The following is a 25,636-nucleotide window of genomic DNA, read 5'->3' as shown; positions in this document are numbered from 1 at the left end:
TAAGCGTTCGCGAATCTTTCCCGATTGTTCACGCACCGCGGGTGGGTCCCGGGATTTATCTCCTTGCTTCCCCCACTCGAACGCATGGCAATCGAACCCGGAGACGGAGTCTCCATCGAGTACGTCGGTCGCTTCGAGGACGGGAGCGTCTTCGACACCTCCCGACTCGACGTCGCCCGCGAGGAGGGTCTGCTCGACGCACAGGACGCCGCTCCCGAGGATTACGCACCGCTCGCGTTCACCGTCGGTGCCGGCGACATCATCGAGGGGCTAGACGAGGCCCTCGTCGGGATGGAGGCCGGGGAAGAGGCGACCATCTCGGTCCCGCCGGAGAAGGCCTACGGCGAGGCCGACGACGAGCGAGTCCGGGAGTACGACCCGGAGACGTTCGAGGCGATGGTCGGCAAGCCGGCGGAGGTGGGCCTCCACGTCGAGGCCGAGAACGGACTCCACGGCGACGTAACGGCAGTGCGAGAGGACGCCGTCGCGGTGGACTTCAACCACGAACTCGCCGGCAAGACGCTGGTCTTCGACGTCGAAGTCGTCGACGTCAGGTAGCTCACCTCCCTGTGTCGTACTTGTAGGTCGCCTCGTCGGGGTCGATGCCGAAGTCCTCGGCGGTGTCCTCAGGTTCGGACTCGACCGGTTCGTGGGCCGAGGCGTTCTTGAACTGCTCACGCAACCGCTCGGGCATCCGGAAGCGGTCTATCTGGAGGCGGAGCGGCACGGCCTCTGGCTGGATGTTCTCCTGTTTCGTCTCCAGTCGCTCCCGCAACCGCTCGGGCAACTGCTCGACTTCGATGCGCTCGAAGCCGAACTGCGCGAGGTAACTGTCGGCGCTCGTCAGCGAGTACACCACGTCGAACCCCTCGTCGCTGGCGTACTCGACCAGTCGCTCGATGATGTGGGCCCCCACGCCCTGGTTGCGCCACTCCGGCAGGACGCCGATGCTGGTCAACTCGCATATCGGGTCTGCGTCCTCGGGCTTGTGGATGCGGATGCGGCCGAACCCGGCCTTCTGGTGGTCGTGTTCGTCGATGGCGACCACGTAGTCGCGGGAGCGGAAGGCTGTGTCGTCCAGCCCCATCTCTTCGATGCGGTCCAGCAACCAGACCTCTTCGCGGTTTTTCGCGTCCCGGACGTACATGGGTAGAGGTTCGCCGGCCCCGGTAAAAAGGGTTTGCAGGGCTCGCGTCACCTGTGTTCGCCGCTCGACTGCCGACGACCCCGCTGGCGCGAGACGACGCCGCGCAACTACTTAGTGGGTTGTCAGCGAACCACACAGTATGGCCCCGGAGTCACTCGAAGACCTGGACCGCGTCGTCCACGAGCCGTCAGAGGAGTTCGTCGAATCGACCAACGTCTGGCAGTTCATGGAGACGTACGACGTCGAGGACTACGACGCCCTCGTCGAGCGGACGACCACCGAAATCGAGGGGGTCGAGGAGAGCGGCGTCGAGTGGTTCTGGGACGAACTGGTCGACTATCTGGGCATCGAGTTCTTCGAGGACTACGACGCCGTTCGGGACGACACGGACGGCCCGCAGTTCACCGACTGGTACCCCGGTGGCGAACTGAACGCGGCCCACAACGTCGTCGACCGCTTCGCCGCCCGGGACAACGGTGCCCGGAACCACGTGGCGCTCATCTGGGAGGGGGAACCCGGCGACGTGCGGCAGGTGACGTATCACGACCTCCACCAGCAGAGCAACCGCGTGGCGAACTACCTCGAATCGGTGGGCGTCGAGACGGGCGACACCGTCGGCCTCTACATGCCGATGGTGCCCGAGGTGGCGAGCATCCTGTACGGGTGTCTCAAAGTGGGTGCCATCGCGGTGCCCATCTTCTCCGGGTTCGGCGTCGACGCCACGGCGACGCGCATCGCCGACGCCGAGTGTTCGGTGCTATTCACCGGGGACGGCTTCTACCGCCGCGGGTCGAAAGTACACCTGAAAGACACCGCCGACGAGGCCATTCGGGAGGCGGCGGACCTGACCGAGAGCGGCGACACGCCCGTCGAACACGTCGTCGTCTACGACCGCATCGGCACCGCCGAGGACCCGGTCGACCGCATGACGTGGACGCGCCGCGACGAGTGGTGGGACGAGGCCATCGAGACGCGGTCCGACGGCTACGAGACCAAGTCGCTCCCGAGCGACGCCGAGTCGATGCTCCTGTACTCCTCCGGGACGACCGGCGAACCGAAAGGCATCGTCCACACGCACGCGGGGGCGCTCCTCCAGGCGGCCAAGGAGATTTACTTCGGCTTCGACCACAAGCCCGGGGACCGCTTCTTCTGGGTGAGCGACATCGGGTGGATGATGGGGCCGTGGACGCTCTTGGGCAACCACGCGCTGGGGGGCACCGTGTTCATGTACGAGGGAGCGCCGGACCACCCCGACCCCGACCGGTTCTGGGCGATGATAGACCGCCACGACCTGACCGTCTTCGGCGTCTCGCCGACGGCGATTCGGGCCCTGCGCAAGAAAGGTGACGAGTGGCTGGAGGGCCACGACCTCTCCTCGCTCCGCCTGCTGGGGTCGACGGGCGAACCGTGGGACCCGGAGAGTTGGCAGTGGTTCTACGACGAGGTGGGCGGCGGCGAGTGCCCCATCATCAACATCTCGGGCGGTACAGAGATAATGGGCTGTTTCCTGATGCCGATGCCAATCCAGTCGCTGAAACCCTGTACGCTCGGCGGACCCGGACTGGGGATGGACGTCGACATCGTGGACGAGTCGGGCGAGTCTATCGCCGACACTCACGAACGCGGGTTCCTCGTCGCTCGGGACTCCTGTCCGAGTATGACGAAGTCCCTCTGGAGCGGCGACGAGCGCTACCTCGAAGAGTACTGGTCGGCGTGGCCGGACCTCTGGGACCACGGTGACTGGGCCCAGAAGGACGCGGACGGCCTCTGGTTCCTCCACGGCCGGGCCGACGACGCGCTGAACGTCGCCGGCCGGAAGGTCGGCCCCGCCGAAGTCGAAGGGGCGGCGATGGAGCACCCGGCAGTGAATCAGGCCGCGGCGGTCGGCGCGCCCGACGACACTACCGGGACGGCCGTCGTCCTCTACGTCGTCCTCGAACCCGGTCACGACCCCACCGACTCGCTCCGCGACGCCATCTCGTCTACCGTCGGCGACGAACTCGGCAAGCCGTTCCGTCCACGAGAGGTGCTGTTCGTCGACGCGTTCCCGAAGACCCAGAGCGGGAAGATTCTCCGCCGGGCCATCGGCGCCGTCTATCGGGACGAGGAGTTGGGCGACATGTCCAGCATCGAGAACCCGGAGGCGCTGGACGCGGTGGCCGACGCCCGCTGAGACGCGTCAATCGGCCGACCGGTCCGCCCTCGGCAGGTCGAGCGCGAGCAGTCGCGGCAGCGAGACCATCGCCAGCGCCAGTTCCGCGCCGCCGGCGACGAGGAAGGCGGCGAGGTAGCCGAACTCTCCGGCGACGAACCCGCCGACGAGGATGCCGGCGAGGAAGCCGACGCTCCCGAAGGCGTTGAACCCGGCCATCGCCGTCCCGCGCCCGCTCTCGCCGGCGAGGTCGGTCACGAGCGCCATCGTCGCTGGCGCCATCAGCGCCCCGATGACGCCGACGACGACCATGCCGACGCCGGCCAGCAGAACCGTGGGTGCGAGGCCGACGCCGACGACGGCGAGGCCGTACAGCGACGACCCGGCGACGATGGGGACGGTCCGCCCGACGCTGTCCGAGAGGACGCCGAAGGGGTACTGGAGGAGGGCGAACGGCGCGAAGAACAGCGCGAGCATCAGCCCCGTCTCTCCGGGCGTCAACTCGAAGGTCTGTCGGAAGTACAGCGTCCCGACGAGCGCGAAGAACCCGGCCGTCAGGCGGTCGATGAAGCCGAACGCGTAGGGGATGCCGAGCGCCGGCGTCTCGCGGAGGCGGGCGGTCGCCGCGGCGAGGCGGCCCTCGCCGTCCGCGGGGGCGCGGTCCGTCACCGACGCGGCGAGGACGGCGACGGCCAACAGCAACCCGCCGGCGACGTACAGCGGGAGCGTCGGTGCGATGCCGTACAGTTGGCCGCCCAACGGCGCACCGAGGGCCGTCCCGGCCCCGATGGCGATGCCTGCGGCACCCATGTTCTTCCCGTGCCCGCCGGAGAGGTCCATCAGCATCGTCATCGCCAGCGAGAACGCGGCGATGGTCATCGCGCCCTGTAGGGCCCGCAACACGAGGACGCCCTCGAAGGAGATGGCCGTCTGTGTGGAGGCCCACGCGAGTACGACGTAGAACACCGCACCGCCCAGCGCGCCGACCACGATGAACGGCACGCGTCGCCCGGTGGCGTCGCTCACCACGCCCCAGACGCCGGCGAAGGCGACGAAGGCGGCGAACTCTGCGGCCAAGAACCACATGCTGGCGTCGAGGTCCGTCGTGGCTCCCAACGCCCGAACGAGGGTGTCGACGCCGGGATAGAGCAACACCTGCGCGAGCAGGACGGTGAACACTACCCCGGCGAGGGCGGCCCGTTCTCGGCGTACGCTCACGCCGACGGATAGGGCAGACGGACGAAAATACGTGTCGTCACTCGCCCCTTCGGTCGCGGGACGGGAGCAAGCCCCGAACCGCCGCGCCAAGCGGGCCAGCGACCAGCGGCGTCACGACGGCGATGCCGACGAGCGGCCCCATCCCGAGTGCGCCGCTCAGAGTCCCGGACAGCGCCAGTCGGCCGAGGAAGACGGCGACGACGAGGGCGCCGAACCCGACCCCCGCGGCCAGCGCCGACCGAAGCGACGGCCGGCAGAGGCCGACCAGCGCCCCGCCGACGACGAACCCGAGCCAATGGACCGACCCGAGACCGAGACCCACGAGGACGGCGCCGACAGTGGCCGTCCAGCGCTGACGGGGCGTGTGCTGAATCGCCGCCAGAGCGTCGAGCGGACTACGCATCGTCACCCTCCTCTGGGACGAACTCGACGTCCGGTGGACCGTCCGTCGTCGGCGTCTGCGGCCGGTACTCGCCGTCGGCCCAGTCGCGCAGCTGGTCGTCGTAGTGCTCGGAGAACGGACTACCCGCGTTGCCGCCGGGGACGACCGACTCCGAGGGCTCCCCGTCGAACCGGACGAGGAGTCGGTAGCTACTGCCGACGGCCGACTCCTTGCGGACGTTTCGGACCGTCGCCGGGGACCCGTCGGTCGGGTACCGCGGGTAGTTGAGGAACGACTGGTCGAACGGGTGGTCGATGTCGGTCCGGTTGTAGTCGCCGTACACCTCGTGGCCGGCCTCGTCGACGGCGTCGACTGCGTCGGCCATCGCGGCGGCTATCGTCTCCGCTCTCGTGCGGGGGTCGCCGCCCGGCGGGTCCCTGAACCACCTGCTGTCGGGCGGGAGGTGGAGGAGAACCCAGTCGTCGGGGTAGAAGCGGTCGTCCAACCCAACCGCCTCGAACGCGGCGTCGAACACCTGCGAGCGGTAGGCGTCGAGGAAGAACGCGAACACCAGCGCGGCCCGCGAGTCCCGGGTCGTCCGGTAGTCCCAGTCGGCCAGTTCGTCGGCCGCCTCGCGTGCTCGACCGGCCATCTCCGTCCGGGCGTCGAGGATGCTCGGGACGAACAGCGCCGCTCGCTCGTCGTAGACGTCACGCTGGACCCGGCGCACGAACTCGAAGTCCATCGGGTCGTCGCTCGCCGCGCGTTCGTCCAGCAGGTCGTAGATGCGCTTGCCACGCCACGGCGCGCTGTAGGCCTCGGCGAGGTAGTAGTCGAGTTCGTCGTCGTCGACGATTCGCTGGTTCGCGGTGGCGACGTACTCGGGGTCCCGCGACTGTGGTTTCGCCCCGCTCGGGACGAACTCGCCCCTGTCGGGGACGCCGTACGGTTCGTAGCCGGGCCACTCGCCTTCCTTCGCGCTCCCGTCGAAAATCTGGTCGCCGGGGACCGCCTCGCCGTCGGTCACCCGTCGGGGTACTAGCCCTGTCATGTAGTACTGGGTGTCGCCCTCCCGGTCGGCGTAGACGACGTTCTGCGTCGGGTGGTCGAACCACCGGAGCGCGGCCATCGCCTCTTCGCGGCCGCCGCTGTAGTTCAACGTCCGGATGGCCGCGGCAGTCCGGTTGGCCTGTAGTCCGACCCACGCGACGCCGACTCGCTGGCCGAACCGTTCGAGGACCGGGCCGTGGACGGACTTGCGGACCGTCACCTCCCGGTCCTCACTCCCACTGACCGCGATGGTCTGGGTCTCGACGTCGAACTCGCGTGTCTCGTCGCCGTAGCGGTACGTCTCGCCGTCGGCGTCGTATCGGTAGAAGTCGATGGAGTCCGCCCCGGCGTTCGTAAAGCCCCACGCGCCGGCGTCGTTCTCCCCGATGACGACGAACGGGACCCCGGGAAAGGCGACGCCGCCGACTCGCAGATTCGGGGCTCGCAGGTGCTGGCGGTACCACAGCGGCGGCGCCAGCAGCGAGAGGTGCGGGTCGTTCGCCAGTAGCGGGTTCCCGCTCGCAGTGTGCTCGCCCGAGACGACCCACGAGTTCGACCCGACGCCGTCCGGGGACTCGAACGTCGAGGCCCACCGAACGAAGTCGGCGTCGACGGCCGACTCCCGCGTCGGCGTCCGGTCGTCCGGGCGACTGCCGAAACTCGCCGACGGCCGGAGAATCGGGCTGTCGTGGTCGAGTCTGTCGGGGTAGAGGGCCGCGGCGGCGTCGGCCCCGAGGGCGTCCGCCGCGGCCGCTTTCCTGAGGGTTCGGAAACTCCCCGTCAACCCCCAGCCTATCTGTTTCTGAATCAGGAGGGTGTCGACCGGCGACCACTCTCGGGGTTCGTAGTCCAGCAACTGGAACTCCGCGGCCAGCGACCCGTCGGCGGTGGCGTCCCGGACGCCGTCGGCGAACGCCGACAGCGCCGCGCCCGTCTCGGTGCCTTCGAGGGCGGTCCAGTTCGATTCGGCGGCGGCCGTGAAGTCCATCTGCCGGTGGAACCGGTCGGACTCGACGCCCTGTTCGCCGACGGCGGCGGCCAGTTCCCCGCGCATCCGACGGACGAACAGGTCCATCTGGAAGCGGCGGTCCGTGGCGTGGACGTAGCCGACGGCGTAGGCGAGTGCTCCCTCCGAGTCGCCCTCGACGGTCGGGACGTGAGCGTCGTCGTACCGTACCGTCGCCGACCCGTGGGGACTCGTCACCGTCGAGGGAACGGACTCGGTCGCGGGGTCCCAGTACTTCCCGGAGAGCGGCGCGAATCGGTCGAGGAACCCCTTCGCGGGTGTGACGAACGCGGCACCCACGGCACCCGAGAGGACGGCCGCGAGAACGGCCCTGCGACTGCGTTCCATACCCCACCGGTGGTCCGAGCAACTGTAAACGTTTGGTCGGTTCTCTCGACGGGAGGTTCAAGTGTGGCCGCCCCGCTCTCTCGACCGATGCCGACCGACATCACGACGCGCGTGGTCGAGACGATACGGGACGTGACCGGTGCGGACGGCTGGTGCTCGCGCGCGCAGGTCGACTCGCTGATGGGCGCGACCACCGTCGACAAACGGGAGGTCGAGCGGGCGCTGAAACGCGCGGTCCCCGAGAGACGACTGGAACGAGACGGGGACCGGTACCGACCGACGGGCGACCCGTAGGCTATCGCTCGCCGAGCGCCGCCCGAATCGCCCGCACCTCTGAGCGCACCGCTTGCCACTGCTCGACCGACCCGGGCACGTCGTCGGCGTCGTCGCCGCGAACTCGTGCGGCCCGCGCCGCGATGCGTTGCTGGACGGACCCGGGGTCGTCCATCGCGCGAAGCGTGAGTTCGGCGCCCTCGCTCCCGGCCGTGTCGACGGTTATCGTCCCGTGGCCGAAGACGGTACCGAGGACGCCCTGTTCGTAGGCCGTGTTCTGGACCTTCTGGAGCGAGAGTTCGGTCACCGTCACCGAGAGGACGCCGGTCCGGTGGTACAGCGCTCGCTCGGTCAGGAGATAGTGGGTGGTCCGTCGCCAGAGCCAGACGGCGAGCGTCGGGACGGCCAGTGCGACGGCCGCTACCGGAGCCGTCACGGCGACCCTGAGCAGTGCCGAGACGGCGGCGGCCGAGAGCGCAGTCCAGACGACGCTGGCGACGACTGCCGCGGCGACCAGTCCCGCCGCGACCCCTTGGAGAACGACGCGTCGTCGGGGCTGGCCCTGCCAGACGACCGACTCGCCGTCGTCGAGCGTGAGCCACGCCGGGGTACTCATCGGTCTCGTTCCGCCGCCCCGTCGTCGTCACCGGGGGTCGCACCCGCGTCGAGGGACCGGCGAATCGCCCGCAATTCGACGAGAATCTCGTCGAGTACGTCGGCCTTCGACTCGCCGTCGGCCGCCTCGGCCGTCTCGCCTTGCGCCCGCTTGACGCGGCGGGAGAGCTGTTTCTGGACCGCCTGTGGGTCCTCGACGCCCTGTAGCGTCATCTCGACGCCGGACCCGCCGGCGGTGCTAATCATGACGTCGCCGTAGCCGAAGTAGCGGCCGACAGCGCCCACGGAGAAGGAGGTGTTCTGTACCTTCTCGAACTCTATCTCCGTGACTGCGCGGCTGAAAATGCCGGTCTTCTTGTAGACGCCTTTGGTGGTGATGACGTAGTCCGTGTTCTGCTGGCGCAGGTACGCCGAGGCGATGACGACCAGTCCCAGCCCGAACAGGAGTATCATCGGGACGCCGACGAGGTACGCGCCGTAGAGCGATTCGCTGGAGGGCTGGCCCGACCAGACGACGTCTTCGTCGTCGTCCAGCGTGAGCCAGTCGTAGTCGGCACTCATACGTTCGGCTCCGCACACCTGCAAGAAAAGTCTATCCGATACTCCCGACCTCGGCAGGGGACGACGCTCGTCTGTTGCGGGTTCTCGTGTGCTCGTCTCTCGCTCGTCGAGCCCTCACTCGGCGCTGTGCGGCGGGACGAACCCACAGTTGGCACAGCCCGTGTGTTTCGTCGTCACGTAGCTCATCTTCTCTCCGCACTGGGGGCACTTGTACTGAGTTGCGGCCATCACCAGTCCGTACAGTTCGACGCTATCTAAAGGTTTATACGACGTTTGTCGTATTCAGATGGCACACCAGAATCGTGTCAGCTCCGGTGAAATTTGGTGCCTGCAGGCACGACGGCCGACTCGTGGGGGTCACAGTGTCGCCGGTCTTCGGGCCGACTCACTTCGGCTGTCAGCCCGCACTACGAGTCACGTGGGCCGTCGACGGCCGCTCTCGGCGCCGGTTACTCACATCGACTGTCGTCGAACTGTGACCGAGACGAACAGTTCTACGCCGCGGCCACCGTCGCTATCGAACGGTCGGGCGCGCACAAAAGATGGATGCGGACGGTTCGAGGGTCGGTCGAGCGGCCGGCTTACATGTAGCCGAGGTCGCGCAGGCGCTCCATCAGGTCCTCCTTGTCCTGGGCGCGGCCGGCGCGCTCGGTCGTGTTCTCCATGTCCTGCAGCCACGCGGGCTCTTCGGCGGACTTGTCCGTCGAGACCTCGCTACCGAGCGAGCGGAACCCGGCGAAGTACTTCGGCGAGACGGGCACGTCCTCTTTCTCGATGCCCTCGGGCAGGTCGTCCTGCCCCTGCGGGACGTAGCCCTCTTCGGGGTAGCCCTCGACCGTGTCCGGCACGACGAAGTTCCAGAAGGCCTCCCAGACGTCGGCCTCGGCGAACTGGAGGATGGTCTGGATGCGGTCGTGGGGCGGGTAGATGTCGGGGTCGTGACGCGGCGAGAAGAACGTCTCGTCCGCGCGGGACTCCTGTTCGTCCCAGCGGATACCCGAGATGATGCCGTCGACGTCGTACTCCTCGATGGCGTCGTTGAGCGCCACCGTCTTCAGCAGGTGGTTGCCGACGTAGGTGTCCAGCAGGAACGGGAACGTGTCCTCCTCGTACTCGAGGATGTTCCGGACGTGGTGCTGGTTGTGTTCCGAGAGTTCGCTGATGGGGATGTCGTCGCCCGGTTCGAGGCCGTTCTCGTCGACGTACTGGCCGACGTCCTCGTTGCGGGCCCAGATGACGTCGAGGTCCCACTCGTCGGCCCAGTGCTCGACGAAGTCGATGAGTTCGTCGAAGTGCTGGTAGTGGTCGATAAAGACGACCGGCGGGACTTCGAGGTCGAAGCGCTCGGCGACTTCCTTGACGAAGTACAGCGTGAGCGTCGAGTCCTTGCCGCCGGTCCACATGACGACGGGGTTCCGGTACTCTTCGAGGCCGGTCTTGGTGACCTCGATAGCCTTCTCTATCTTGTGGTTGATGGTGGGGTACTCCTCGGGACTCTCGCCCTCGCCGTCGGAGTAGTCGACGTCGAGGTACTCGGGGAACTCGGCTGTCTCGGACATCGTGTAATGAGATATAATTAGGCGTTGTAAGTACTTTTTGGAAGAGTGTGGGAGTAGGTCACACGATACAGGGCGCGAGGAGCGCGATTCGGACACCCTTTTCGGGGTGACGCGCGTGGACACGCACGAACATGCCGTCCCGTCGCTCGACGGCGCTGACCGTCTGCCGGCGCTGGTTGGCGCTGTACGTCCCCGTCGCCGCACTGATACTCGGCCTCAGCACGGCCGTCGGCTTCCTGCTGGGGAGCGCGGTCCCCGTCGAGTCGCTCCCCACCGCCCCCGAGGGTGCCTCCAACCCCTTCTTCCCCGACGAACTGACGACGTACACCATCGCCGTCAACAATCTCGTGGCGATGTTCGTGATGCTCTTGGGCGCGGTGTCGCTGGGTATCGTCACCCTGTTCGGACTCGTCCTGAACGGTCTCGTCATCGGGGCCGTGGTGGGCATCGCCGTCCAGCAGGTCGAACCGATAGTCGTCCTCGCGCTCATCCTCCCACACGGGATACTCGAGATACCCGCGTTGCTCGTCGTCGCGGCCGTCGGCCTGCGGTTCGCTCGGTTGACCGTGCGGTACCTGCGCGGTCTCGAAGACGAACTGGTGACCGAACGGGACCTGCGCGAGGCCGGGTGGCTGGTCGCCGTCGCGGCGGGGATGATTCTGGTCGCGGCCTACGTAGAGGCGACGGTGACGCTCGAAATCGCCGAGCAGGTCGCTGGCCGTGAACTAGCGAGCGTCTGAGAACGGCGACCGCAGAATCAGCTGATGAACTCGTTGTCGCGCCAGTTGACGCCGTCTGCCTCGTCGTCGTCGGTGGGGTCCTCGACGACGTTGATAGAGGCGGGGTGCTCCTCGCCGTCGACGATGCGGACGGCTTCGAGTTCCTCGTCGACGGCGGCGATGGCCGTCAGCGTCCCCTTCTCGGCGACCTTCGCCACCTCACAGAGCACCTCGAACATCGCGTACTGGAGCGCGGTGTTCTGGAGGACCGTCTCTCGGTCGCCCTTGAAGCAGGCGTACTCGACGAGTTCCGACTCTATCTCTTCTTCCTCCTCTTCGAGGGCGCCCCACTGCGGCCCGCCGCCGGTCGACCCGGTGCTGGCGGCACCCGGCGGTCCCATCTCGTCCGGGTCCTCCTCGTAGACCCGGTTCTCGGTGACGCTGGCCTTGAGTTGGGCCGTCGGCGTGTACTTACTCATGCTGTCGTCTTTCGCCACGGCGCTGACGATGAGCGTGTTGTTCCGACGTGTTATCTCTACGTCAGCGATTTCGGGGGGAAGGTCGGGGTCTTCGAAGAAGTCGTAGGCATCTTCCAGTGGCAGTTCGAGCGTCGAATGAAGTCTGTATACGCGGCTGGTCATGGTTGGGAGCGTGTGTCAATCGTCGACGGCCGTCCGCTGACGCTGGTGTCACTCCTACATAGGACCCACGTGCTTATATGACCTGCCCTTCATTCTGGCCGTGGCAGTCGTTTGTGTGCGTGAGAATGCCGTACGTGGGTATTGGTACCACTTCGAGACAGCCGCGAAAACTGGCCGCGCTCAGTCGTCGGCGGCCGCGGTGTCGCCGGTGGCCTCTGCGTCGGCCTCGATGCTCGGCGGGTACTTCCCGCGGTCCAGACGGAGGTCCGAGGCGGGCCGAGCCATGCAGGTCAGCGCGTAGTTCTCTCGCTCCTGTTCGGTGAGGCCGCGGGCGGCCGGTTGGGTCACCTCGCCAGCGACGATTTCGGCCGAACACGCGAGACACATCCCGACCCGGCAGGAGTACTCCTGCGCGATGCCCTCCTCGATACAGCGAGAGAGAATCGTCTCCTTGTCGGAGACGGCAATCTCCTCGCCCGTCCCCACGAACTCCACCGTGTACTCGGTCATACTCCGGCCTTTGCCACCCCCCGGCAAAACTCTTTATCCCCGACACGGCGACAGTCGGAACGATTTTCTCTCTGGGGTGTAGACGAGGGTGCATGACCACACATCAGTACGACGTGGCCGTCGTCGGGGCGGGCACGTCGGGCTGTTACGCCGCCGCGACGGTCGCCGACGCGGGGTACGACGTCGTCGTCGTCGAACGGAAGGACGCAGAGGAAGCGGGGCACATCGCCTGTGGGGACGCGCTGAAGGGGGCGAGCGACTTCCCCGAGGCCATCCCGAAGTCCCAACTGGAACCCGCGTTCACCAACACGGACGTCGACCACGGCCGGTTCGAGATTCCGCAGGAGGACACGGTGCTGGAGATTCCGGTCCCCGGCGAACTCGCCGTCATCGACCGCTGGGAGTACGGCCGCTGTCTCATCGAGGGGGCCGACGAGTCGGGCGCGGAGTTCCACTACGACACCGTCGTACAGGACGTGTTGCAGGACGACGCCGGTGAGGTCACCGGCTTCGAAGCCGTCCGGAAAGGCGACCCGGTCACCTACGAGGCGGACATCGTCGTCGACGCCGCCGGCGCGCTCTCGCTGTTGCAGGACAAGACGGACTTCGAGGACGCCACCTTCGACACGAACGTCCGCTACTCGCAGTTCTGTTCGGCCTACCGCGAGATAGTCGAAGTCGACGAACCCGTCGAGTGGGACGACGCACTGGTGTTCAAACCGACGGAGCGCTCGGCGGGCTACCTCTGGTACTTCCCGCGCACGGACACCGAAATCAACGTCGGCCTCGGCTTCCAGATGAACGAGGAACCGATGGAACTGGTCGAGGACCTGAAAGCCGACCTGCGGGACCGACCGGAGTTCGAGGGCGCTGAGGTGCAGGACAAACTGGGCGCGGCCCTGCCGACCCGTCGCCCCTACGACTCGGCGGTCGCACCGGGCTACATGGCCGTCGGCGACGCCGCGGGCCACGTCAACCCGACCACCGGCGGCGGCATCGCGGGCGCGGCCTACGCCGGCAAGTACGCCGCGGAACAGGCCATTCAGGCCATCGAGGACGGCCGCACCGACGACGAGTCGGCCCTCTGGGAGTACAACGTCAACGTGATGGACCACTTCGGAGCGCGCTACGCGGCGCTCGACGTGTACAACATCTTCACGACGGCCTACGACGTGGACGACCTGATGGGCCTGCTGGCCGCCCTGCCCGGCGAGAAACTCGCCGAGGCGCTGTACGGCGGGTCCACCAGCATCGGTCTCGGCCTGAAACTCAAGATGGCGGTCAAGAGCTTCGGGCACTGGGGGACCATCCGGGACCTCTACCAGACGAAGAAGGCCGCCGACCGACTCCTCGCACACTACGAGGACTATCCGGACGACCCCAGCGGGTTCGCCGCGTGGCAGTCCGAACGCGACGCCATCATGGACGACATCTACGAGGTCACCGGCGCCGACCCGAAGTACTGAGCGCGATATCTTCTCTCGGCTTCAACGCTCCCAACAGCGGTCGATGGCGCCAGCCAGCACGTCGACGCCGATTGCGAGCGACTGCTCCTCGACGTCGAAGGTCGGCGTGTGGTGGCCCCCGGGGTGGTCGGTGCCGATGCCGACGTAACAGGCGAGGCCGCCTCGGTCCTGCACGCGGTCCATCAGGTACGTGGCGTCCTCGCTGCCGCCGAGGTCGTCGCTGTGGAGAATCGAGTCGACCCCCTCGACGCCGCCGGCGACGTCTGCCACCACGTCGGCCAGTTCGTCGTCGCTCACGGCGCTCGGGGCCTCCGCCGTCGTCCGGACGCTGGAGTCGCACTCGTGCATGGCGGCGGCGTTCTCGACGACGGTGTCGGCCCGGTCGCTCATATACTCCTTGAGGTGGGTCGTCTCCCCGCGCACCTCGCCCTCGATGCGGGCGCTCTCTGGGACGATGTTCGTCGCGGTGCCGCCCTCGACGACGCCGGTGTTGACCCGCGTCGCGCCGTCCTCGTGTCGGCGGATGGCGTGGAGGTTCTGGACCGCCGTCGCGAGGGCCTGCACCGCGTCCCGGCCCGACCCCGGACTCGCGCCCGCGTGGGCCGACTCGCCCGTGAACGTCACCTCGAACTGCCGGACGGCGAGGAACCCGTCGACGCCCGCGACGACTTCGCCCGTCGGGTGGTCGAGGCCCACGTGGACGGCCAGCAGGCGGTCGACGTCGTCCAAGACGCCGCTCTCGGCGACGGCCTTCCCGCCGCCGATGACCTCCTCGGCCGGTTGGAACAGCACGCGGAACGTCCCCTCGAAGTCGCTCTCAGCGACCGCTTCGAGGACGCCGACGCCGAAGGCGGCGTGCGCGTCGTGCCCGCAGGCGTGCATGTACCCCTCGTTGTCCGACCGGAAGCCACCGTCCGCCGGCACGTGGGTCGTCTCCGCCGACTCGGTGATGGGCAGGGCGTCGATGTCGACCCGGAGGGCGACGGTCGGACCGTTGCCGCGTTCGAGTGAGGCGAGGGCCCCCGTGAATCCGCCGGCACACCGTTCGAGGACGTCCTCGCGTGCGCCCGCCTCCCGGGCCCGGTCGTGCCACGCCGCGAGTTCGGCGTCGTCCGGCACGGCCATCCGAGCGTCGCCGTCGAGTATCTCCGGGCCGAGGCGCAGGTCGTCGACGCCGATTCGCTCCAGTTCGTCGACGATGCGACTGGTCGTGTAGAACTCGCGCCACGCCGGTTCGGGGTGGCGGTGGAGGTCACGGCGGAGCGTCACGAGACGGTCGTATCGGTCGTCGTCCATGGTGGCACCACGCCCCGGGGGAACTTATGACCCGCTACCGACCTGCGTTCGCTGTTCGATGCCGGCCTCGACGTGGACGCCCGGCGGGAACGCCTCCTCGGTCACCGACCGCGCGAACGTCTCGTACCCGACGATTTCGATGGTTCGGGTGTAGACGGTGTAGTCCCACGAGTCGAAGCGCCCGCCGTCGGGGCCGAGCGTCTTCGACTGGGGGACCCGAAGTTGCTCGGGCGACTTCGGGTGGGGTCCCTTCAGTTCCACACCTTTCCGTTCCGCGCGGTCCTTGATGTCCGCCACGACGTCGTCGAGGCGGTGGCGGTCCCCACTCGTGAGCGTTAGGGTCGTGACGAACGGCATCTCTGCCCTGTGTCTCGCCGGCGAGGTGTAAAAGGCCCACCGCTTTCCCGCTCCGTTCCAGATTACGGCTGAATCGTCGGAGACTCGATTGGCGTCCGGGTGCGGAAAACGTTTCGTACCCGGCGCTGTGAGGTGAAAACTGCCGTTCCGACCTCGGAACGGGAGGCGAGGCCGCCTCCGATATTCTCTTAAGTACTGACGCAGTAAATTCGTGCAATGATAGAGGCCACGAGCGCGGGAGCCATCCTCTTTCGCGATACGCGTGGCCGGCGGGAGTACCTCCTGCTCAAGAGCCGACCCGGCGATTGGGAATTTCCCAAGGGCGGCGTCGAGGGCGACGAGGAACTCCAGCAGACCGCCATACGCGAAGTGAAAGAGGAGGCCGGAATCGGCGATTTCCGGCTCTTGGACGGTTTCCGCAAAGACTACGACTACGTGTTCGAGGCGAACGGCAACACCATCCACAAGACGGTCCACCTGTTCGTCGCGAAGTCCTTCGAGGCGTCGGCAGAGCTATCGACCGAACACCGCGACCTGCAGTGGCGCGACTACGAACAGGCGATAAACACCGTCACGCAGGACGGACCCCGCGAGATACTCGAAGACGCACACGAGTTCCTCGACGAGAAGTTCGAGGCCGACGACACCGAGGAGTAGCGACGCTTCACCGTCGAGCACTAACTCCGACCGTCGGTTCCGTCGGGTAGCGACAGCTAGGCCTCGTACCGGGGTGCAATTTTATATATCATGTTTGAATATTGTCGCACGAACCATGATATTTGGCTTCGACGACTCTGAATTCAAGAAATCGACAGCGACAATATTCGTCGTACTGCTCGTCGTCGGGTTCGTCCCGATTATCGGCCTCGTCCGCGTCGTCCCCTTCTTCAAGGAGATTATCCTCGGCGCGGCCGTCGTCGCGGTGTTCACCAACATACAGGACACGAAATCGGCCGTCAAGTTCGCGCTCGTGACCGGCATGATCGCCGCCGTCGCGTTCAACGTCATCTACATCCCGGGGTCGATAGTCCTCGGCGGCATCCTCGGTGCCACCAGCGGCACCGGCGACGCCGCCGGCGGGATGGCGATGCTCGCGGGCCTCGGAGCCATCGCGAACCTCATCGGCCTCATCTTCATGTCGCCCATCGGCTACATTATCGGTGGTGCACTCGGCGGCGTCCTGAACCAGTAACCGACCAGCGGGAACGCAGGGCAGGTGGTACCCGCCGTCTCGTCGCCACCCGTCCGACTGTAACTTTTAAACCCCCGCGTCCAACGTCGTGGTGTGCCCGACGCGGATTCTGAGTTCGCCTTCGAACTGCGCGTCTGTCAGTGGGCCGAGCGCGAGTGGCCGCCGCGGCGTGCGGACTCCGCCGTCGTCGTCGCCCGCCAACTCGGGACGAAGTACCGCCGCTGGGACACGCTGGTCCTCGAATGCGACCCCGACGCCCTCGAACAGCGTGCGGCGTTCGGCGCGGAGGCGTTCGATTCGGACCTCCTGCACGTCCTCGAACACGCGCCCGACGAGTGGACGTTCTACCGCGACGCTCTGCCGGACCCGGGCTACCCGTGGCGCTACGTCCGCGAGGCTATCCACACCGCCGCCGACCGGGACGCAATCGAGACGCGCAAGCGGGGCAACCGCATCGAGATTCGCCGCCGACGGGAGTACCCGGACTGGGTGCGCCGAATCGTCGCCGTCGAGAACAAACCGGACCTCACGGCGAGCGCGGCCCGCGACCTCGCCGGGCAGATAGAGCGCGACGTGGCGCTGGGCCTCGCAGACGAGGTGTGGGTGGCGACGGCGGCCACGGGCGAGCGCGTCGAACCGATACTGCTCGCCGACTTCCCGTCGTCTGCCGGCGTGTTGACCGTCGACACGACGGACGGGACGGCCGAACGGGTCTGGGAACCCCGAGCGCTCGACACCGACGGCCCCGGGACCCGAATCCTCGACCGGCCGGACGACGACCAGTGCGCCGCCCGGTTCGAGTACGCGGACCCCGAGTGGAAAGCCGAGAAGCGACTGACAATCGCCGAACGGGCCTACGAGCGGGGGTGGCGGGCCTACGCGAGGACGATGCGACCGGACTGTCGGCACTTCGAACTGCGGGCCGACGAGAGCGGCGTCGTCCCGTACTGCGCGGCCAAGGGGCGCGTCCCGACACAGAGCGAGTGCCGAGGTGCCTGCCCCTCGTTCGAACCGGAACCGCCCGCGTGGCGTGCGAAGGGGTGGCCTATCGAGGGCGGACCGGGAAAAGGTATCAAGCGCTTGTTGGACCGACGGCGACGGCGGGTGCGACCGGGGCGCTCCGAGAAGTAGTCACTCGGTAACCTCGACGTCGACGTCGTCACGGGCGACCGCGAGTCGGAACGTGGGGACCGTCTTCTGGACCGTCTCGACGAGGCCCTTATCCGCGAGACTGCGCAGTGCCGAGCGAACCTCGTCCACCTCGGGGTCCTCCCCCGCCGCACGGAGTGCGTGCAGCACCGACACGACGCTCTCGCTCTCCTCGTCCGGACCGGCGATGACCTCGACGATGGCGTGCTGAAGCGGGGTGACCGTCATCGTCTGCACCCTGTCAGAGTCCTCGCCGTCTATCAGCGCCGTCGCCTCCGGCGTCGCGCAGATGAGGCTGTCCTCGTTGCGGTAGTAGTACTCCTTGAGTTCGGATTCGAGGTACTGGTGGACCTCGCTGCCGCTGTCCATGCCCCACAGGTCCTGTAACTCACCGTTCTTCGTCGGTTGGTGGGCGACGATGTCGGCGAGTCGCTCCCGGGCCTCGTCGGAGAGAGTCATGCTGAGAGTGTAGCGGGACAGAGGTTACAAGCGTTCTGGAGTCGTCCGGCGGGGCCAGCGAAGGTATTTGCGTGTTCGGCCCCTTACACCCGTAGATGGTGCGTTCCCGTTTCCGTCTCCTCGCCGTCGCACTGGTCGTCCTCCTCGGGATGGGACCGCTCGCCGCCGTCGGGCCGGCCGCCGCGGCCGACGCTCGCGTGACGCTGACGGACGCGACGGTATCCCCGGCGACGCCCACGGCAGGGGCACCGATAACCGCCGAGACGACCGTTCGGCTCTCCGGCGGGAGCAACACATCGCTGTCGCTGGACCGCGTGCAGGTCGTCCGCTCGCCCGAGACGGGCGAGGACGTCGTCCTCGGCACCGCGACCGACCTCGGGCGACTCTCCCCCGGCGAGACGCTGACCGTCCCCGTGACCTTCACCGTGAACCGGCCCCGCTCGTACGACCTTCGCCTCGTCGCGGTCGGAACGGACGAGGACGGCGAGACGGTCCGGGCAACCCGACCACTGACCGTCGGCGTCGAACGGGGCGAACCGCAAGTCGAACTCCGAACCGACGGCCTCGTCGCGGGGGCGAATACGCCCGTCACCGCCGTCGTCTCGAACCCGACGACTGCGCCGCTCCGCGGCATCGAACTCGTCGTGACAGACCCGGCCACCGGCGAGCGGATTCGGCGGACCGTCCCGACGCTGGCCGCCGGCGCGTCGCAGACGGTGAACCTCTCGGTGCGAGCGCCCTCGCCGGGCGAACGGTCGCTGGCGGTGACGACGACGTACACGACGCCGAACGGCGTGGAGACGACTTCGACGTTCGCCAAGACCGTGACCGTCGAACCGCTGTCGACGGACGTGGGCGTCCGCGTCCAGCGAGCGCGACCCGACGACGCCCAGCAGGTAACTGGCGGTCTGAGCGGCCTCCTCGGTGGCGGTGGCGGCGGGAGTGCGCTCCAGCCACAGTCGGGACAGGACGAGTCCAGCGAGTCCCGCGTCGACGTGACGGTGACGAACTTCGGCAACGCCGCCGTCGAGGACGTCGTCCTCACCGGCGAGACGCCCGACGGGACGGTCCTCTCGGCCGTGGGCCGGTTCGCGCTCGCCGACGAACTCGGGCCGGGCGAGTCGACCACGGTGGCGGTGGACCTCTCGCAGGTGACTACGACGGAGGGCGTCCGCTTCGTCGCGCAGTACGACACGCCCCGCGACCGGGCAGAGAGCGGCGTCAGATACGACTACGCCGCCGAGCGAGGGGCCGCGACCATCACCGGCCTCGACGTGTCCGTGGCCGACGACGGCCGCGTGACCGTCGACGGCAACCTCGCCAACGTCGGCGACGGCGACGTGCAGAGCGCCGTCGTCTCCGTCCAGCCGACCCGGTACGTCGAACCGGCGTACCCACAGCGCAACTACTTCGTCGGGAGCGTCGCCAGTAGCGAGTTCGCCCCGTTCGAACTCACCGCGCAGGCCGACACCGCGAACGCGACGTCGCTCACCGTCCGGGTCGAGTACGCCGTCGGGGGCGAACGGGTCACCGAGACGTCCGAGGTCCCCCTCCCCGCGGACGACGGGACGAACAGGGGGAGTGACAGACAGTCCCTCGCCGTCGCGCTTGCGGTGGTGGTCGGCCTCGTCGTGACCGTGGCCGTGACCCTGTTCACCCGCCGAACGTGGGACCGATGAGGACGGTCCAGACCAGCCCCGTCGAACTGGCCCCACCGCTTCGCCTCGTCGACGTGAGCAAGCGCTACGACAGCGGCGCGGGCGGCGAGGTGGTCGCACTCTCGCACGTCGACTTCGCCGTCGCGTACGGGGAGATGGTGGCGGTCATCGGACCCAGCGGGAGCGGCAAGAGCACGATGCTCAACGTCCTCGGCCTGCTCGACGAACCGACGAGCGGTCGCGTCGAACTCCGCGGGCAACCGACCACGGGGCTGACGGAGGCCCAGCGGACGAACGCCCGACGGGAGTCGTTGGGGTTCGTCTTCCAGGACTTCCACCTCCTGCCGACGCTGACCGCGCTGGAGAACGTCAGGCTCCCGACGGCCTTCCTCCCCGGCGACGCCACCGACCGGGCGCGGGACTTGCTCGAACGGGTCGGCCTCGGCGACCGACTGGACCACACCCCGGACGAACTCTCCGGCGGGCAGAAACAGCGCGTCGCCATCGCTCGCGCCCTGATAAACGAACCCGACGTGTTGCTGGCCGACGAACCGACGGGTAACCTCGACCGCGAGACGGGGACGAGCATCCTAGAGGAGATTCGCCACATCACCGACGAGTCCGACGTGGGCGTGGTCGCCGTCACGCACGACGACCTCGTGACCGACTACGCCGACCGGACCGTCGAACTCGTTGACGGGGTGATTCAGCGTGACTGAGAACGGGCGACGGTTCCCGGCGCTGTCGCTGGCGACGCGGAACCTCTCGCGACAGCGGCTTCGCGCGGGGCTGGCGGCGCTGGGCATCGTCATCGGCGTGTTCGCCGTCGTCACGCTCGGACTGCTCGGCAACGCCCTGAGCGCCGCCGCGACGGAGGAACTGGGCGGCCTCGGGGACCAAGTCATCGTCAGTCCCGCCGAGGGGAGCGACGCCGAGTCGCTTGACTCCCGTGACCTCGCGGCGGTCCAGCGGGCCGCGGACGGTCGGGGGACCGTCGTCCCGTTGAAGGCGACGGGCGGGACGGTACGGGCGAGCGGCGGCCGAACTGTCGCGCAGGTGTACGGGACGGACAGTCCACGGGCGCTGTTCGGCAACGGGAGCGCCGCAGTCCCGGCGTTCCACCGGCAGGGCGCCATCGTCGGCGCGGACGTCGCCGAGGAACTGTCCCTCCGTCCGGGCAGCACCATCACCGTCGAGGGCAACGAGTACCGCGTGGTCAGCGTCCTGCCGGAGGTCCAGAGCATCTCCCCGCTCCAGCCCGATTCCGCGGTTATCCTCCCTCCGGACGAGTTCGCCACGTCGGGGTTCTCGCAGGTCGTCGTCCGGGCGGACTCGGCGGCCGACGCCCGAGCGGTCGCCGACGAGGTGGACCGGCGGCTGAACGCTCGACAGGAGCGGGTGACCGTCTTCTCGCTGACGAGCGTGCTGGACCGCATCGCGGAGTTCTTCGACCTCCTGAACGGGTTCCTGCTGGCCGTCGCGGGCGTCTCGCTCGTCGTCGCCGGCGTCAGCATCTTCAACGTGATGCTGATGACCGTCTCCGAGCGCCGGGGCGAGATAGGCGTCCTCCGGGCGGTGGGCATCCACCGCAAGCAGGTGCTCCGGACCCTGCTGGTCGAGGCGACGCTCCTCGGCGTCGTCGGCGGGGCCGTGGGGGCGGTGCTGGGCGTCGTCGCCGTCGTCGTCACAGCCACCCAGACCGAACTGCCGCTCTGGGCCGTCCTCCTGCCCGGCAACGCCGTCGTCCCCCTCGGCGCGTTCGCCTTCGGCGTCCTCGTCGCCCTCGTCGGCGGCCTCTACCCCGCGTACAGGGCGGCGTGGGAACCGCCCGTCGAGGCGCTCAGGGGCTGACCGGCGCGCTTTTGTCGGCCGCCTGTCCACTTCGGGCCGTGCCGTCGTCCGTCACCGAGTCAGACACGCCCACCCACCAGTTGGTGACCAACCGCGACGCCGCGCCCGACGACGCGTGGGTCCGCGCGGAGAACGCGACGCTCGGGGCCTGTCTCGACGCGGGGCTGGACGTCGAACTCGCGTTCGACCTCGCTCTCCTCGAGGTGCACGCGCCCGGGGTGGCGGACGCGCTCGCGGGGCTGCCGGCCGTCGAGGACCCCGTGTTCCGGACGACCCGCCACGTCGTCAGAGCGACGCCGGACGACCGGACTCGACTGGAGAACGCGCTCAGTATCGGGCGCGGCGAGCGCCCCTCGCTGTGGCGAGTGCGGGGCATCGACCGCGTGACGGCCGTCGACGGCGACGCGTGGCGGTACTACTCCGTCCCGCGCAAGGAGACCGTCCGGGTTCTCGACGACCCCGGCCCGGCCCTGAAGGGCGCCGTTCGCTCGGCTATCGCAGACGTGCCCTGTACGGGGCTGTTCCCATACGGGACGCTGGCGGCGTGGACCGTCGCCGACGTGAACGTCCGACTCACCGCCGAGGGACTGCGACTCGTCCGGGCCGACGGCGAGACACAGTGGTACCCGCACGACCGACTGCGCGGCGTCGTCGCCGACCCGGCCGCCTGCGAACTCGTCCTCTCGTGGCCCACCCGCCGCGACGGGGCCACCTCGTCGCTGGGCCGACTCGTCCGCGGACTCCTCGACCGCAGGCGCGAGTCGCCGCCGACGCTCCTGCACCCGCCGGACGCCTCGACGCTGGAGACGGCGGCGACGGCGTACGAACTCGTCGCCGACCGCCTCTGTCACGACTTCGAGGTCCGCCGACAGGCGGGCGTCGCGGATACCGTCGGCGAGTGAGCGCGCCGGTTCGGGCGCGTGTCCCGAGTGGCCCGTACTAAGTAGTCCGTCCGAGACGGTACGGACGTGTTGGTCCCCGACCCTGCGCCCGAGGCGGCGAGCCACGCGGTCCTCTGGAACGGCGCGGCCGAGTCGGTGCCCGCGGCCGGGTGGGTGCGCGCCGAGAACGCGGTGGTGGCGACGTGTCTGGACTACGGGTGCGCCGTCCACGTCGCCTTCGACGAGTCGGTCCTCGGCGAACACGCCCCCGAGACGCTGACTGCTCTCCGGTCACTACCCGACGGTCACGGCGTCCTCGACACCGAACTGCCGGTGGTTCGCGCGACGGCGGCCGACGCCGAGACGCTCAAGCGCGTCCTGTCGGTCGACTCGATGGCCGAGCGCCCCTCCGACAGTCCCAGACCGACCGAGAGCGGGTGGCGAACGAACGGCGTCGCCGAACTCGCGGCCGTCCGGGACGAGGGGTGGCGCTACTACTCCGTCCCGCGGCGACGGGCGACGCGCGCCGTCTCGGACCCGTCCACGGCCTTCGAAGCGGCCCTCGATGCGGCGTTGGACCCCGTACCCTGTGCCGGACTGGCCCCGTCTCCACCCATTCGAGTGCCCACGGGCGACGAGACGAGTGCCATGCTGACCGGTGCCGGCCTCCGCCGCTCCCACCCGAACCGGGACGCGATGTTCTTCCCGTACTGGCAACTGGAGGCCGTCGCGGCGGATTCGGCGACTGGGAGCGTCCATCTGGAGTGGGCGACGCCCCGGTCGGGAGCGGCGTCCTCGCTCGGGCGCGTCCTCCGGTCGGCCGTCGAGCGGATTCGAGAGACGCCGCCGGAGCGACTCGACCCCGACCCGGCCGACTACCAGCGGGTGACGGGGCTCCTCGAAACGGTCGGCGAGTCGCTGTGCTACGACGTGGGTTTCCGGCGGTTATAGCTCCGCGAGGGTGTCGGCAACGTCGTCCCAGTGGCTCCCGCGCCAGAAGTGCTGGCCGCAGTCCCGGCACCGCCAGACGGCCTCATCGGCGGGGTCCGGCGCGTAGTCCGGCGTCGGTTCCGTCCGGTCGACCCGTTCGACGGGCGCGTTGCAGGTGCCACAGTGGACGGGTTCGTCCGAGAGTTCGAGTTCGAACCCCGTCGCCGACAGTTCCCGGAGTTGGTCGCTAACTTCGCGTCGGGTGAGCAGGACGGCGTCCTCGGCCTCGCGCGCCAGTCCCTCGTCTCGCGTCACCAGTCGCCGTCCCTCCGTCCGGGCGAGGGCGAGGACGTCCGCGTCGGCCTCGGCGCCGCGGTCCAGCGCGTAGGCGGCGTCGTAGCCGCACATCCGGAGGTACGACGCCAGTTTCCCCAGCATGGCGTCGAGCAACAGCGGTTCGCGCCTGCCGGCTTCACTCATCGAGGAACTCCCGGACGCCCTCGGCGTCCCGCGCGTTCAGGACGTCGCCGGCCTCGGCCCACCCTCGTCGGGCCGTGTGGACGCCGTACCGTATCTGCTCGAAGTTTCCCGGCCTGTGCGCGTCGGTGTCGATAGCGACGGTCGAGCCGGCCTCGATGGCCTGCTTCACCGCGTGCCCGCTCAGGTCCAGACGGGCGGGGCTGGCGTTGATTTCGAGCGCCGTCCCGTTGGCCGCGGCGGCCTCGGCCAGTCGCTCGATATCGACGTCCAATCCCGGACGGCGGTTGAGATAGCGCCCCGTCGGGTGACCGATGACGTTCACCTCGGGGTGTTCGGCGGCCGCCACGAGTCGGTCCGTGCCGTCCCCGTCCAGCGCCGCGTGGGGCGAGGCGACGACGACGTCCAACTCGGCCAGCAGGTCGTCGGCCACGGAGATGCTCCCGTCCTCGTCGATGTTCGCCTCGACGCCGGTGAACACCTCGATGTCGGCGTCCTCGGCGACGGCCTCCACCTCGTCGAGTTGCTCGCGCAACTCCTCGTCCGGGACGCCGACGCCGCCGACCATCCCCGGTCCGGTCGCGTGGTCCGTGATGGCTATGTAGTCGTGGCCGAACTCGGCGGCCCCCTCGACCATCTCCGCGACGGTGTTCCCGCCGTCGGACCAGTCCGTGTGCGTGTGCAGGTCACCTCGCACGTCACCCTCCGCCAACAGGTCCGGCAGGTCGTGGCTCGCTGCCGCCTCGACTTCGCCCCGGTTCTCGCGCAGTTCCGGCGGCATCCAGTCCATGTCCAGCGCCTCGTAGACGCTCTCCTCCGTCTCGCCAGCGACGCGTTCGCCGGCCCGCTGGTCGTCCTCCTCGTCGGGGACGTCCGAGACGTCGAAGACGCCGTACTCGTTTACCTTCAGGTCTCGCTCGATGGCGCGGTTGCGGACCGCGACGTTGTGGTCCTTGCTCCCCGTGAAGTACTGGAGGGCCGCGCCGAACTCCTCGGGAACGACCACGCGCAAATCGACCCGGACGCCGCCGGCCATCACGCTGGCCTTCGTCTCGCCGGCCTCGATGACGCGGTCCACGTCGGGCCAGTCCGTGAACGCCTCGACGACGGCCTCGTCAGTCTCGCTCCCGACGAGGACGTCCACGTCGCCGATGGTCGGCTTCCAGCGGCGGAGCGACCCACCGAGGGCGCACTTCTCGACGCCCTCGACGTCCCGCATGTACGACTCGACGCGCTCGCCGTACGGCCGCGCCTCGCCCAGCAGGGTCCGCTCGTGGGCCTCGCGCGCGAAGTCGACGTTGTCGAGGATGTTCTGCTCCGTCTTGGCGCCGAACCCCTTCACGTCCCGAATTTCGCCGGCCTCCGCCGCGGCTTCGAGTTCGTCCAGCGTCGTGATGCCGAGTTCCTCGTACAGGGTGCCGACCGTCTTCGGACCGACGCCCTCGACGGCCGTCAGCGCCGCCATGTCGACCGGGAGGTCCGCCCGAAGCTCCTCTAGCTCCTCGATTTCGCCGGTCTCGACGTACTCGACCACCTTCGAGGCGATGGCGTCGCCGACGCCCTCTATCTCGGCGACGGCGTCCTCGCCCTCGGCGGCGAGGTTCTCGACGGCCGCCGTGTGGTCCCGGACGTTCTCGGCCGCGCGGCGGTACGCCCGTGGTTTGTACTCGACGCCCTTCGCGTCCAGCAGGTCGGCGAACTCCTCGAGTCGTGTCGCGATTTCGTCGTTCCGGCTCATG

27 protein-coding genes are annotated in these 25,636 nt (G+C 68.5%); 13 read left to right on the top strand and 14 right to left on the bottom strand.

Annotation, left to right across the window (positions count from 1 at the left end):
• Positions 1-84 precede the first annotated feature (84 nt).
• On the top strand, positions 85-558 hold the full coding sequence (locus Hhyl6_RS03100; RefSeq protein ID WP_483737759.1) for an FKBP-type peptidyl-prolyl cis-trans isomerase: 474 nt from the start codon (positions 85-87) through the stop codon (positions 556-558).
• 1 nt (position 559) lies between these two features.
• Here Hhyl6_RS03100 and Hhyl6_RS03095 read toward each other — a convergent pair whose 3' ends face one another.
• Positions 560-1,147 (bottom strand): GNAT family N-acetyltransferase, encoded by a 588-nt coding sequence (locus Hhyl6_RS03095; protein WP_483737758.1) that lies wholly within the window; start codon positions 1,145-1,147, stop codon positions 560-562.
• Between the two features lie 139 nt (positions 1,148-1,286).
• On the opposite strand from Hhyl6_RS03095, the gene Hhyl6_RS03090 reads away from it, so the two are divergent.
• A complete protein-coding gene (locus Hhyl6_RS03090) occupies positions 1,287-3,320 on the top strand; it encodes an AMP-binding protein (protein WP_483737757.1) in 2,034 nt (677 codons plus the stop codon).
• A gap of 6 nt (positions 3,321-3,326) precedes the next feature.
• On the opposite strand, the gene Hhyl6_RS03085 is transcribed toward Hhyl6_RS03090, so the two are convergent.
• The 3 genes from Hhyl6_RS03085 to Hhyl6_RS03075 are packed head-to-tail and all read right to left on the bottom strand — an operon-like array spanning position 3,327 to position 7,303.
• Positions 3,327-4,517, bottom strand: coding sequence for an MFS transporter (locus Hhyl6_RS03085; RefSeq protein ID WP_483737756.1), 1,191 nt, complete (start codon positions 4,515-4,517; stop codon positions 3,327-3,329).
• Positions 4,518-4,554: 37 nt separating this feature from the next.
• Positions 4,555-4,920 carry a hypothetical protein gene (locus tag Hhyl6_RS03080; protein WP_483737755.1) on the bottom strand — a complete coding sequence of 122 codons (366 nt, stop codon included), beginning with the start codon at positions 4,918-4,920 and terminating at the stop codon, positions 4,555-4,557.
• Positions 4,913-7,303 (bottom strand): penicillin acylase family protein, encoded by a 2,391-nt coding sequence (locus Hhyl6_RS03075; protein WP_483737754.1) that lies wholly within the window; start codon positions 7,301-7,303, stop codon positions 4,913-4,915. The genes Hhyl6_RS03080 and Hhyl6_RS03075 overlap by 8 nt, the downstream gene beginning before the upstream one ends.
• 87 nt (positions 7,304-7,390) lie before the next feature.
• Between Hhyl6_RS03075 and Hhyl6_RS03070 the strand changes: the two genes are divergently transcribed.
• On the top strand, positions 7,391-7,597 hold the full coding sequence (locus Hhyl6_RS03070) for a hypothetical protein (protein ID WP_483737753.1): 207 nt from the start codon (positions 7,391-7,393) through the stop codon (positions 7,595-7,597).
• A 1-nt stretch (position 7,598) separates the two neighbouring features.
• On the opposite strand, the gene Hhyl6_RS03065 is transcribed toward Hhyl6_RS03070, so the two are convergent.
• From Hhyl6_RS03065 to Hhyl6_RS03055, 3 genes are all read right to left on the bottom strand, one after another.
• The gene (locus Hhyl6_RS03065; RefSeq protein WP_483737752.1) at positions 7,599-8,192 is read right to left on the bottom strand and encodes a PH domain-containing protein; all 594 of its coding nucleotides are present in this window, start codon (positions 8,190-8,192) and stop codon (positions 7,599-7,601) included.
• Complete coding sequence (locus Hhyl6_RS03060; RefSeq protein WP_483737751.1) at positions 8,189-8,752, bottom strand: PH domain-containing protein; 564 nt, start codon at positions 8,750-8,752, stop codon at positions 8,189-8,191. The genes Hhyl6_RS03065 and Hhyl6_RS03060 overlap by 4 nt, the downstream gene beginning before the upstream one ends.
• 581 nt (positions 8,753-9,333) lie before the next feature.
• Positions 9,334-10,311 (bottom strand): phosphoadenosine phosphosulfate reductase family protein, encoded by a 978-nt coding sequence (locus Hhyl6_RS03055; RefSeq protein WP_483737750.1) that lies wholly within the window; start codon positions 10,309-10,311, stop codon positions 9,334-9,336.
• 131 nt (positions 10,312-10,442) lie between these two features.
• Here Hhyl6_RS03055 and Hhyl6_RS03050 point away from each other — a divergent pair, with 131 nt between their 5' ends.
• Positions 10,443-11,051 (top strand): stage II sporulation protein M, encoded by a 609-nt coding sequence (locus tag Hhyl6_RS03050; RefSeq protein WP_483737749.1) that lies wholly within the window; start codon positions 10,443-10,445, stop codon positions 11,049-11,051.
• 17 nt (positions 11,052-11,068) lie between these two features.
• Here Hhyl6_RS03050 and Hhyl6_RS03045 read toward each other — a convergent pair whose 3' ends face one another.
• Positions 11,069-11,671: a DUF7110 family protein gene (locus Hhyl6_RS03045; protein ID WP_483737748.1), complete on the bottom strand. Its 603-nt coding sequence runs from the start codon at positions 11,669-11,671 to the stop codon at positions 11,069-11,071.
• A 180-nt stretch (positions 11,672-11,851) separates the two neighbouring features.
• Positions 11,852-12,181, bottom strand: coding sequence for a 2Fe-2S iron-sulfur cluster-binding protein (locus Hhyl6_RS03040; protein WP_483737747.1), 330 nt, complete (start codon positions 12,179-12,181; stop codon positions 11,852-11,854).
• 92 nt (positions 12,182-12,273) lie between these two features.
• On the opposite strand from Hhyl6_RS03040, the gene Hhyl6_RS03035 reads away from it, so the two are divergent.
• Positions 12,274-13,647 (top strand): geranylgeranyl reductase family protein, encoded by a 1,374-nt coding sequence (locus Hhyl6_RS03035; RefSeq protein ID WP_483737746.1) that lies wholly within the window; start codon positions 12,274-12,276, stop codon positions 13,645-13,647.
• A 21-nt stretch (positions 13,648-13,668) separates the two neighbouring features.
• Here Hhyl6_RS03035 and Hhyl6_RS03030 read toward each other — a convergent pair whose 3' ends face one another.
• Entirely contained in the window at positions 13,669-14,943 is a 1,275-nt protein-coding gene (locus tag Hhyl6_RS03030) for an amidohydrolase (protein WP_483737745.1), read from the bottom strand.
• A gap of 24 nt (positions 14,944-14,967) precedes the next feature.
• On the bottom strand, positions 14,968-15,300 hold the full coding sequence (locus Hhyl6_RS03025) for a 30S ribosomal protein S10 (RefSeq protein WP_483737744.1): 333 nt from the start codon (positions 15,298-15,300) through the stop codon (positions 14,968-14,970).
• A gap of 216 nt (positions 15,301-15,516) precedes the next feature.
• On the opposite strand from Hhyl6_RS03025, the gene Hhyl6_RS03020 reads away from it, so the two are divergent.
• The 3 genes from Hhyl6_RS03020 to Hhyl6_RS03010 all read left to right on the top strand — a co-directional run bounded on the left by Hhyl6_RS03020 (position 15,517) and on the right by Hhyl6_RS03010 (position 17,623).
• A complete protein-coding gene (locus Hhyl6_RS03020) occupies positions 15,517-15,957 on the top strand; it encodes a bis(5'-nucleosyl)-tetraphosphatase (protein ID WP_483737743.1) in 441 nt (146 codons plus the stop codon).
• Between the two features lie 115 nt (positions 15,958-16,072).
• The gene (locus Hhyl6_RS03015; RefSeq protein WP_483737742.1) at positions 16,073-16,492 is read left to right on the top strand and encodes a hypothetical protein; all 420 of its coding nucleotides are present in this window, start codon (positions 16,073-16,075) and stop codon (positions 16,490-16,492) included.
• A gap of 93 nt (positions 16,493-16,585) precedes the next feature.
• Positions 16,586-17,623, top strand: coding sequence for a DUF5787 family protein (locus tag Hhyl6_RS03010; RefSeq protein WP_483737741.1), 1,038 nt, complete (start codon positions 16,586-16,588; stop codon positions 17,621-17,623).
• On the opposite strand, the gene Hhyl6_RS03005 is transcribed toward Hhyl6_RS03010, so the two are convergent.
• On the bottom strand, positions 17,624-18,100 hold the full coding sequence (locus tag Hhyl6_RS03005; RefSeq protein WP_483737740.1) for a DUF5797 family protein: 477 nt from the start codon (positions 18,098-18,100) through the stop codon (positions 17,624-17,626).
• Between the two features lie 95 nt (positions 18,101-18,195).
• On the opposite strand from Hhyl6_RS03005, the gene Hhyl6_RS03000 reads away from it, so the two are divergent.
• From Hhyl6_RS03000 to Hhyl6_RS02980, 5 genes are all read left to right on the top strand, one after another.
• Positions 18,196-19,779 carry a COG1361 family protein gene (locus tag Hhyl6_RS03000; RefSeq protein WP_483737739.1) on the top strand — a complete coding sequence of 528 codons (1,584 nt, stop codon included), beginning with the start codon at positions 18,196-18,198 and terminating at the stop codon, positions 19,777-19,779.
• A complete protein-coding gene (locus Hhyl6_RS02995) occupies positions 19,776-20,477 on the top strand; it encodes an ABC transporter ATP-binding protein (RefSeq protein ID WP_483737738.1) in 702 nt (233 codons plus the stop codon). Before Hhyl6_RS03000 ends, Hhyl6_RS02995 begins: the two co-directional genes overlap by 4 nt.
• The gene (locus Hhyl6_RS02990; RefSeq protein WP_483737737.1) at positions 20,470-21,609 is read left to right on the top strand and encodes an ABC transporter permease; all 1,140 of its coding nucleotides are present in this window, start codon (positions 20,470-20,472) and stop codon (positions 21,607-21,609) included. Before Hhyl6_RS02995 ends, Hhyl6_RS02990 begins: the two co-directional genes overlap by 8 nt.
• A 38-nt stretch (positions 21,610-21,647) precedes the next feature.
• Complete coding sequence (locus Hhyl6_RS02985) at positions 21,648-22,511, top strand: hypothetical protein (RefSeq protein ID WP_483737736.1); 864 nt, start codon at positions 21,648-21,650, stop codon at positions 22,509-22,511.
• 69 nt (positions 22,512-22,580) lie between these two features.
• Positions 22,581-23,441: a hypothetical protein gene (locus Hhyl6_RS02980; protein ID WP_483737735.1), complete on the top strand. Its 861-nt coding sequence runs from the start codon at positions 22,581-22,583 to the stop codon at positions 23,439-23,441.
• Here the strand turns inward: Hhyl6_RS02980 and Hhyl6_RS02975 are convergent.
• Both Hhyl6_RS02975 and polX read right to left on the bottom strand, forming a co-directional pair.
• Positions 23,436-23,900 carry a Mut7-C RNAse domain-containing protein gene (locus Hhyl6_RS02975; RefSeq protein WP_483737734.1) on the bottom strand — a complete coding sequence of 155 codons (465 nt, stop codon included), beginning with the start codon at positions 23,898-23,900 and terminating at the stop codon, positions 23,436-23,438. The two genes, Hhyl6_RS02980 and Hhyl6_RS02975, sit on opposite strands and share 6 nt — an antisense overlap.
• Positions 23,893-25,635 (bottom strand): DNA polymerase/3'-5' exonuclease PolX, encoded by a 1,743-nt coding sequence (gene polX, locus Hhyl6_RS02970; RefSeq protein ID WP_483737733.1) that lies wholly within the window; start codon positions 25,633-25,635, stop codon positions 23,893-23,895. Before polX ends, Hhyl6_RS02975 begins: the two co-directional genes overlap by 8 nt.
• Position 25,636 lies beyond the last annotated feature (1 nt).

Source organism: Haloarcula sp. H-hyl6 (assembly GCF_056934455.1).
Note: the sequence above shows the minus strand (reverse complement) of the source record. Positions and strands in the feature narration are given on the sequence as shown.

What these genes read in the sequence shown, in the direction of transcription:
- Hhyl6_RS03025 (WP_483737744.1), bottom strand. Translation starts at nt 15,300, where the DNA reads ATGCCGTTCGTCACGACCCTAACGCTCACGAGTGGGGACCGCCACCGC.
- Hhyl6_RS02995 (WP_483737738.1), top strand. Translation starts at nt 19,776, where the DNA reads ATGAGGACGGTCCAGACCAGCCCCGTCGAACTGGCCCCACCGCTTCGC.
- Hhyl6_RS03070 (WP_483737753.1), top strand. Translation starts at nt 7,391, where the DNA reads ATGCCGACCGACATCACGACGCGCGTGGTCGAGACGATACGGGACGTG.
- Hhyl6_RS03095 (WP_483737758.1), bottom strand. Translation starts at nt 1,147, where the DNA reads ATGTACGTCCGGGACGCGAAAAACCGCGAAGAGGTCTGGTTGCTGGAC.
- polX (WP_483737733.1), bottom strand. Translation starts at nt 25,635, where the DNA reads ATGAGCCGGAACGACGAAATCGCGACACGACTCGAGGAGTTCGCCGAC.
- Hhyl6_RS03035 (WP_483737746.1), top strand. Translation starts at nt 12,274, where the DNA reads ATGACCACACATCAGTACGACGTGGCCGTCGTCGGGGCGGGCACGTCG.
- Hhyl6_RS03015 (WP_483737742.1), top strand. Translation starts at nt 16,073, where the DNA reads ATGATATTTGGCTTCGACGACTCTGAATTCAAGAAATCGACAGCGACA.
- Hhyl6_RS03050 (WP_483737749.1), top strand. Translation starts at nt 10,443, where the DNA reads ATGCCGTCCCGTCGCTCGACGGCGCTGACCGTCTGCCGGCGCTGGTTG.
- Hhyl6_RS03040 (WP_483737747.1), bottom strand. Translation starts at nt 12,181, where the DNA reads ATGACCGAGTACACGGTGGAGTTCGTGGGGACGGGCGAGGAGATTGCC.
- Hhyl6_RS03080 (WP_483737755.1), bottom strand. Translation starts at nt 4,920, where the DNA reads ATGCGTAGTCCGCTCGACGCTCTGGCGGCGATTCAGCACACGCCCCGT.
- Hhyl6_RS03000 (WP_483737739.1), top strand. Translation starts at nt 18,196, where the DNA reads ATGGTGCGTTCCCGTTTCCGTCTCCTCGCCGTCGCACTGGTCGTCCTC.
- Hhyl6_RS03060 (WP_483737751.1), bottom strand. Translation starts at nt 8,752, where the DNA reads ATGAGTGCCGACTACGACTGGCTCACGCTGGACGACGACGAAGACGTC.
- Hhyl6_RS03030 (WP_483737745.1), bottom strand. Translation starts at nt 14,943, where the DNA reads ATGGACGACGACCGATACGACCGTCTCGTGACGCTCCGCCGTGACCTC.
- Hhyl6_RS03090 (WP_483737757.1), top strand. Translation starts at nt 1,287, where the DNA reads ATGGCCCCGGAGTCACTCGAAGACCTGGACCGCGTCGTCCACGAGCCG.
- Hhyl6_RS03075 (WP_483737754.1), bottom strand. Translation starts at nt 7,303, where the DNA reads ATGGAACGCAGTCGCAGGGCCGTTCTCGCGGCCGTCCTCTCGGGTGCC.
- Hhyl6_RS03100 (WP_483737759.1), top strand. Translation starts at nt 85, where the DNA reads ATGGCAATCGAACCCGGAGACGGAGTCTCCATCGAGTACGTCGGTCGC.
- Hhyl6_RS03065 (WP_483737752.1), bottom strand. Translation starts at nt 8,192, where the DNA reads ATGAGTACCCCGGCGTGGCTCACGCTCGACGACGGCGAGTCGGTCGTC.
- Hhyl6_RS03045 (WP_483737748.1), bottom strand. Translation starts at nt 11,671, where the DNA reads ATGACCAGCCGCGTATACAGACTTCATTCGACGCTCGAACTGCCACTG.
- Hhyl6_RS03020 (WP_483737743.1), top strand. Translation starts at nt 15,517, where the DNA reads ATGATAGAGGCCACGAGCGCGGGAGCCATCCTCTTTCGCGATACGCGT.
- Hhyl6_RS03005 (WP_483737740.1), bottom strand. Translation starts at nt 18,100, where the DNA reads ATGACTCTCTCCGACGAGGCCCGGGAGCGACTCGCCGACATCGTCGCC.
- Hhyl6_RS03055 (WP_483737750.1), bottom strand. Translation starts at nt 10,311, where the DNA reads ATGTCCGAGACAGCCGAGTTCCCCGAGTACCTCGACGTCGACTACTCC.
- Hhyl6_RS02975 (WP_483737734.1), bottom strand. Translation starts at nt 23,900, where the DNA reads ATGAGTGAAGCCGGCAGGCGCGAACCGCTGTTGCTCGACGCCATGCTG.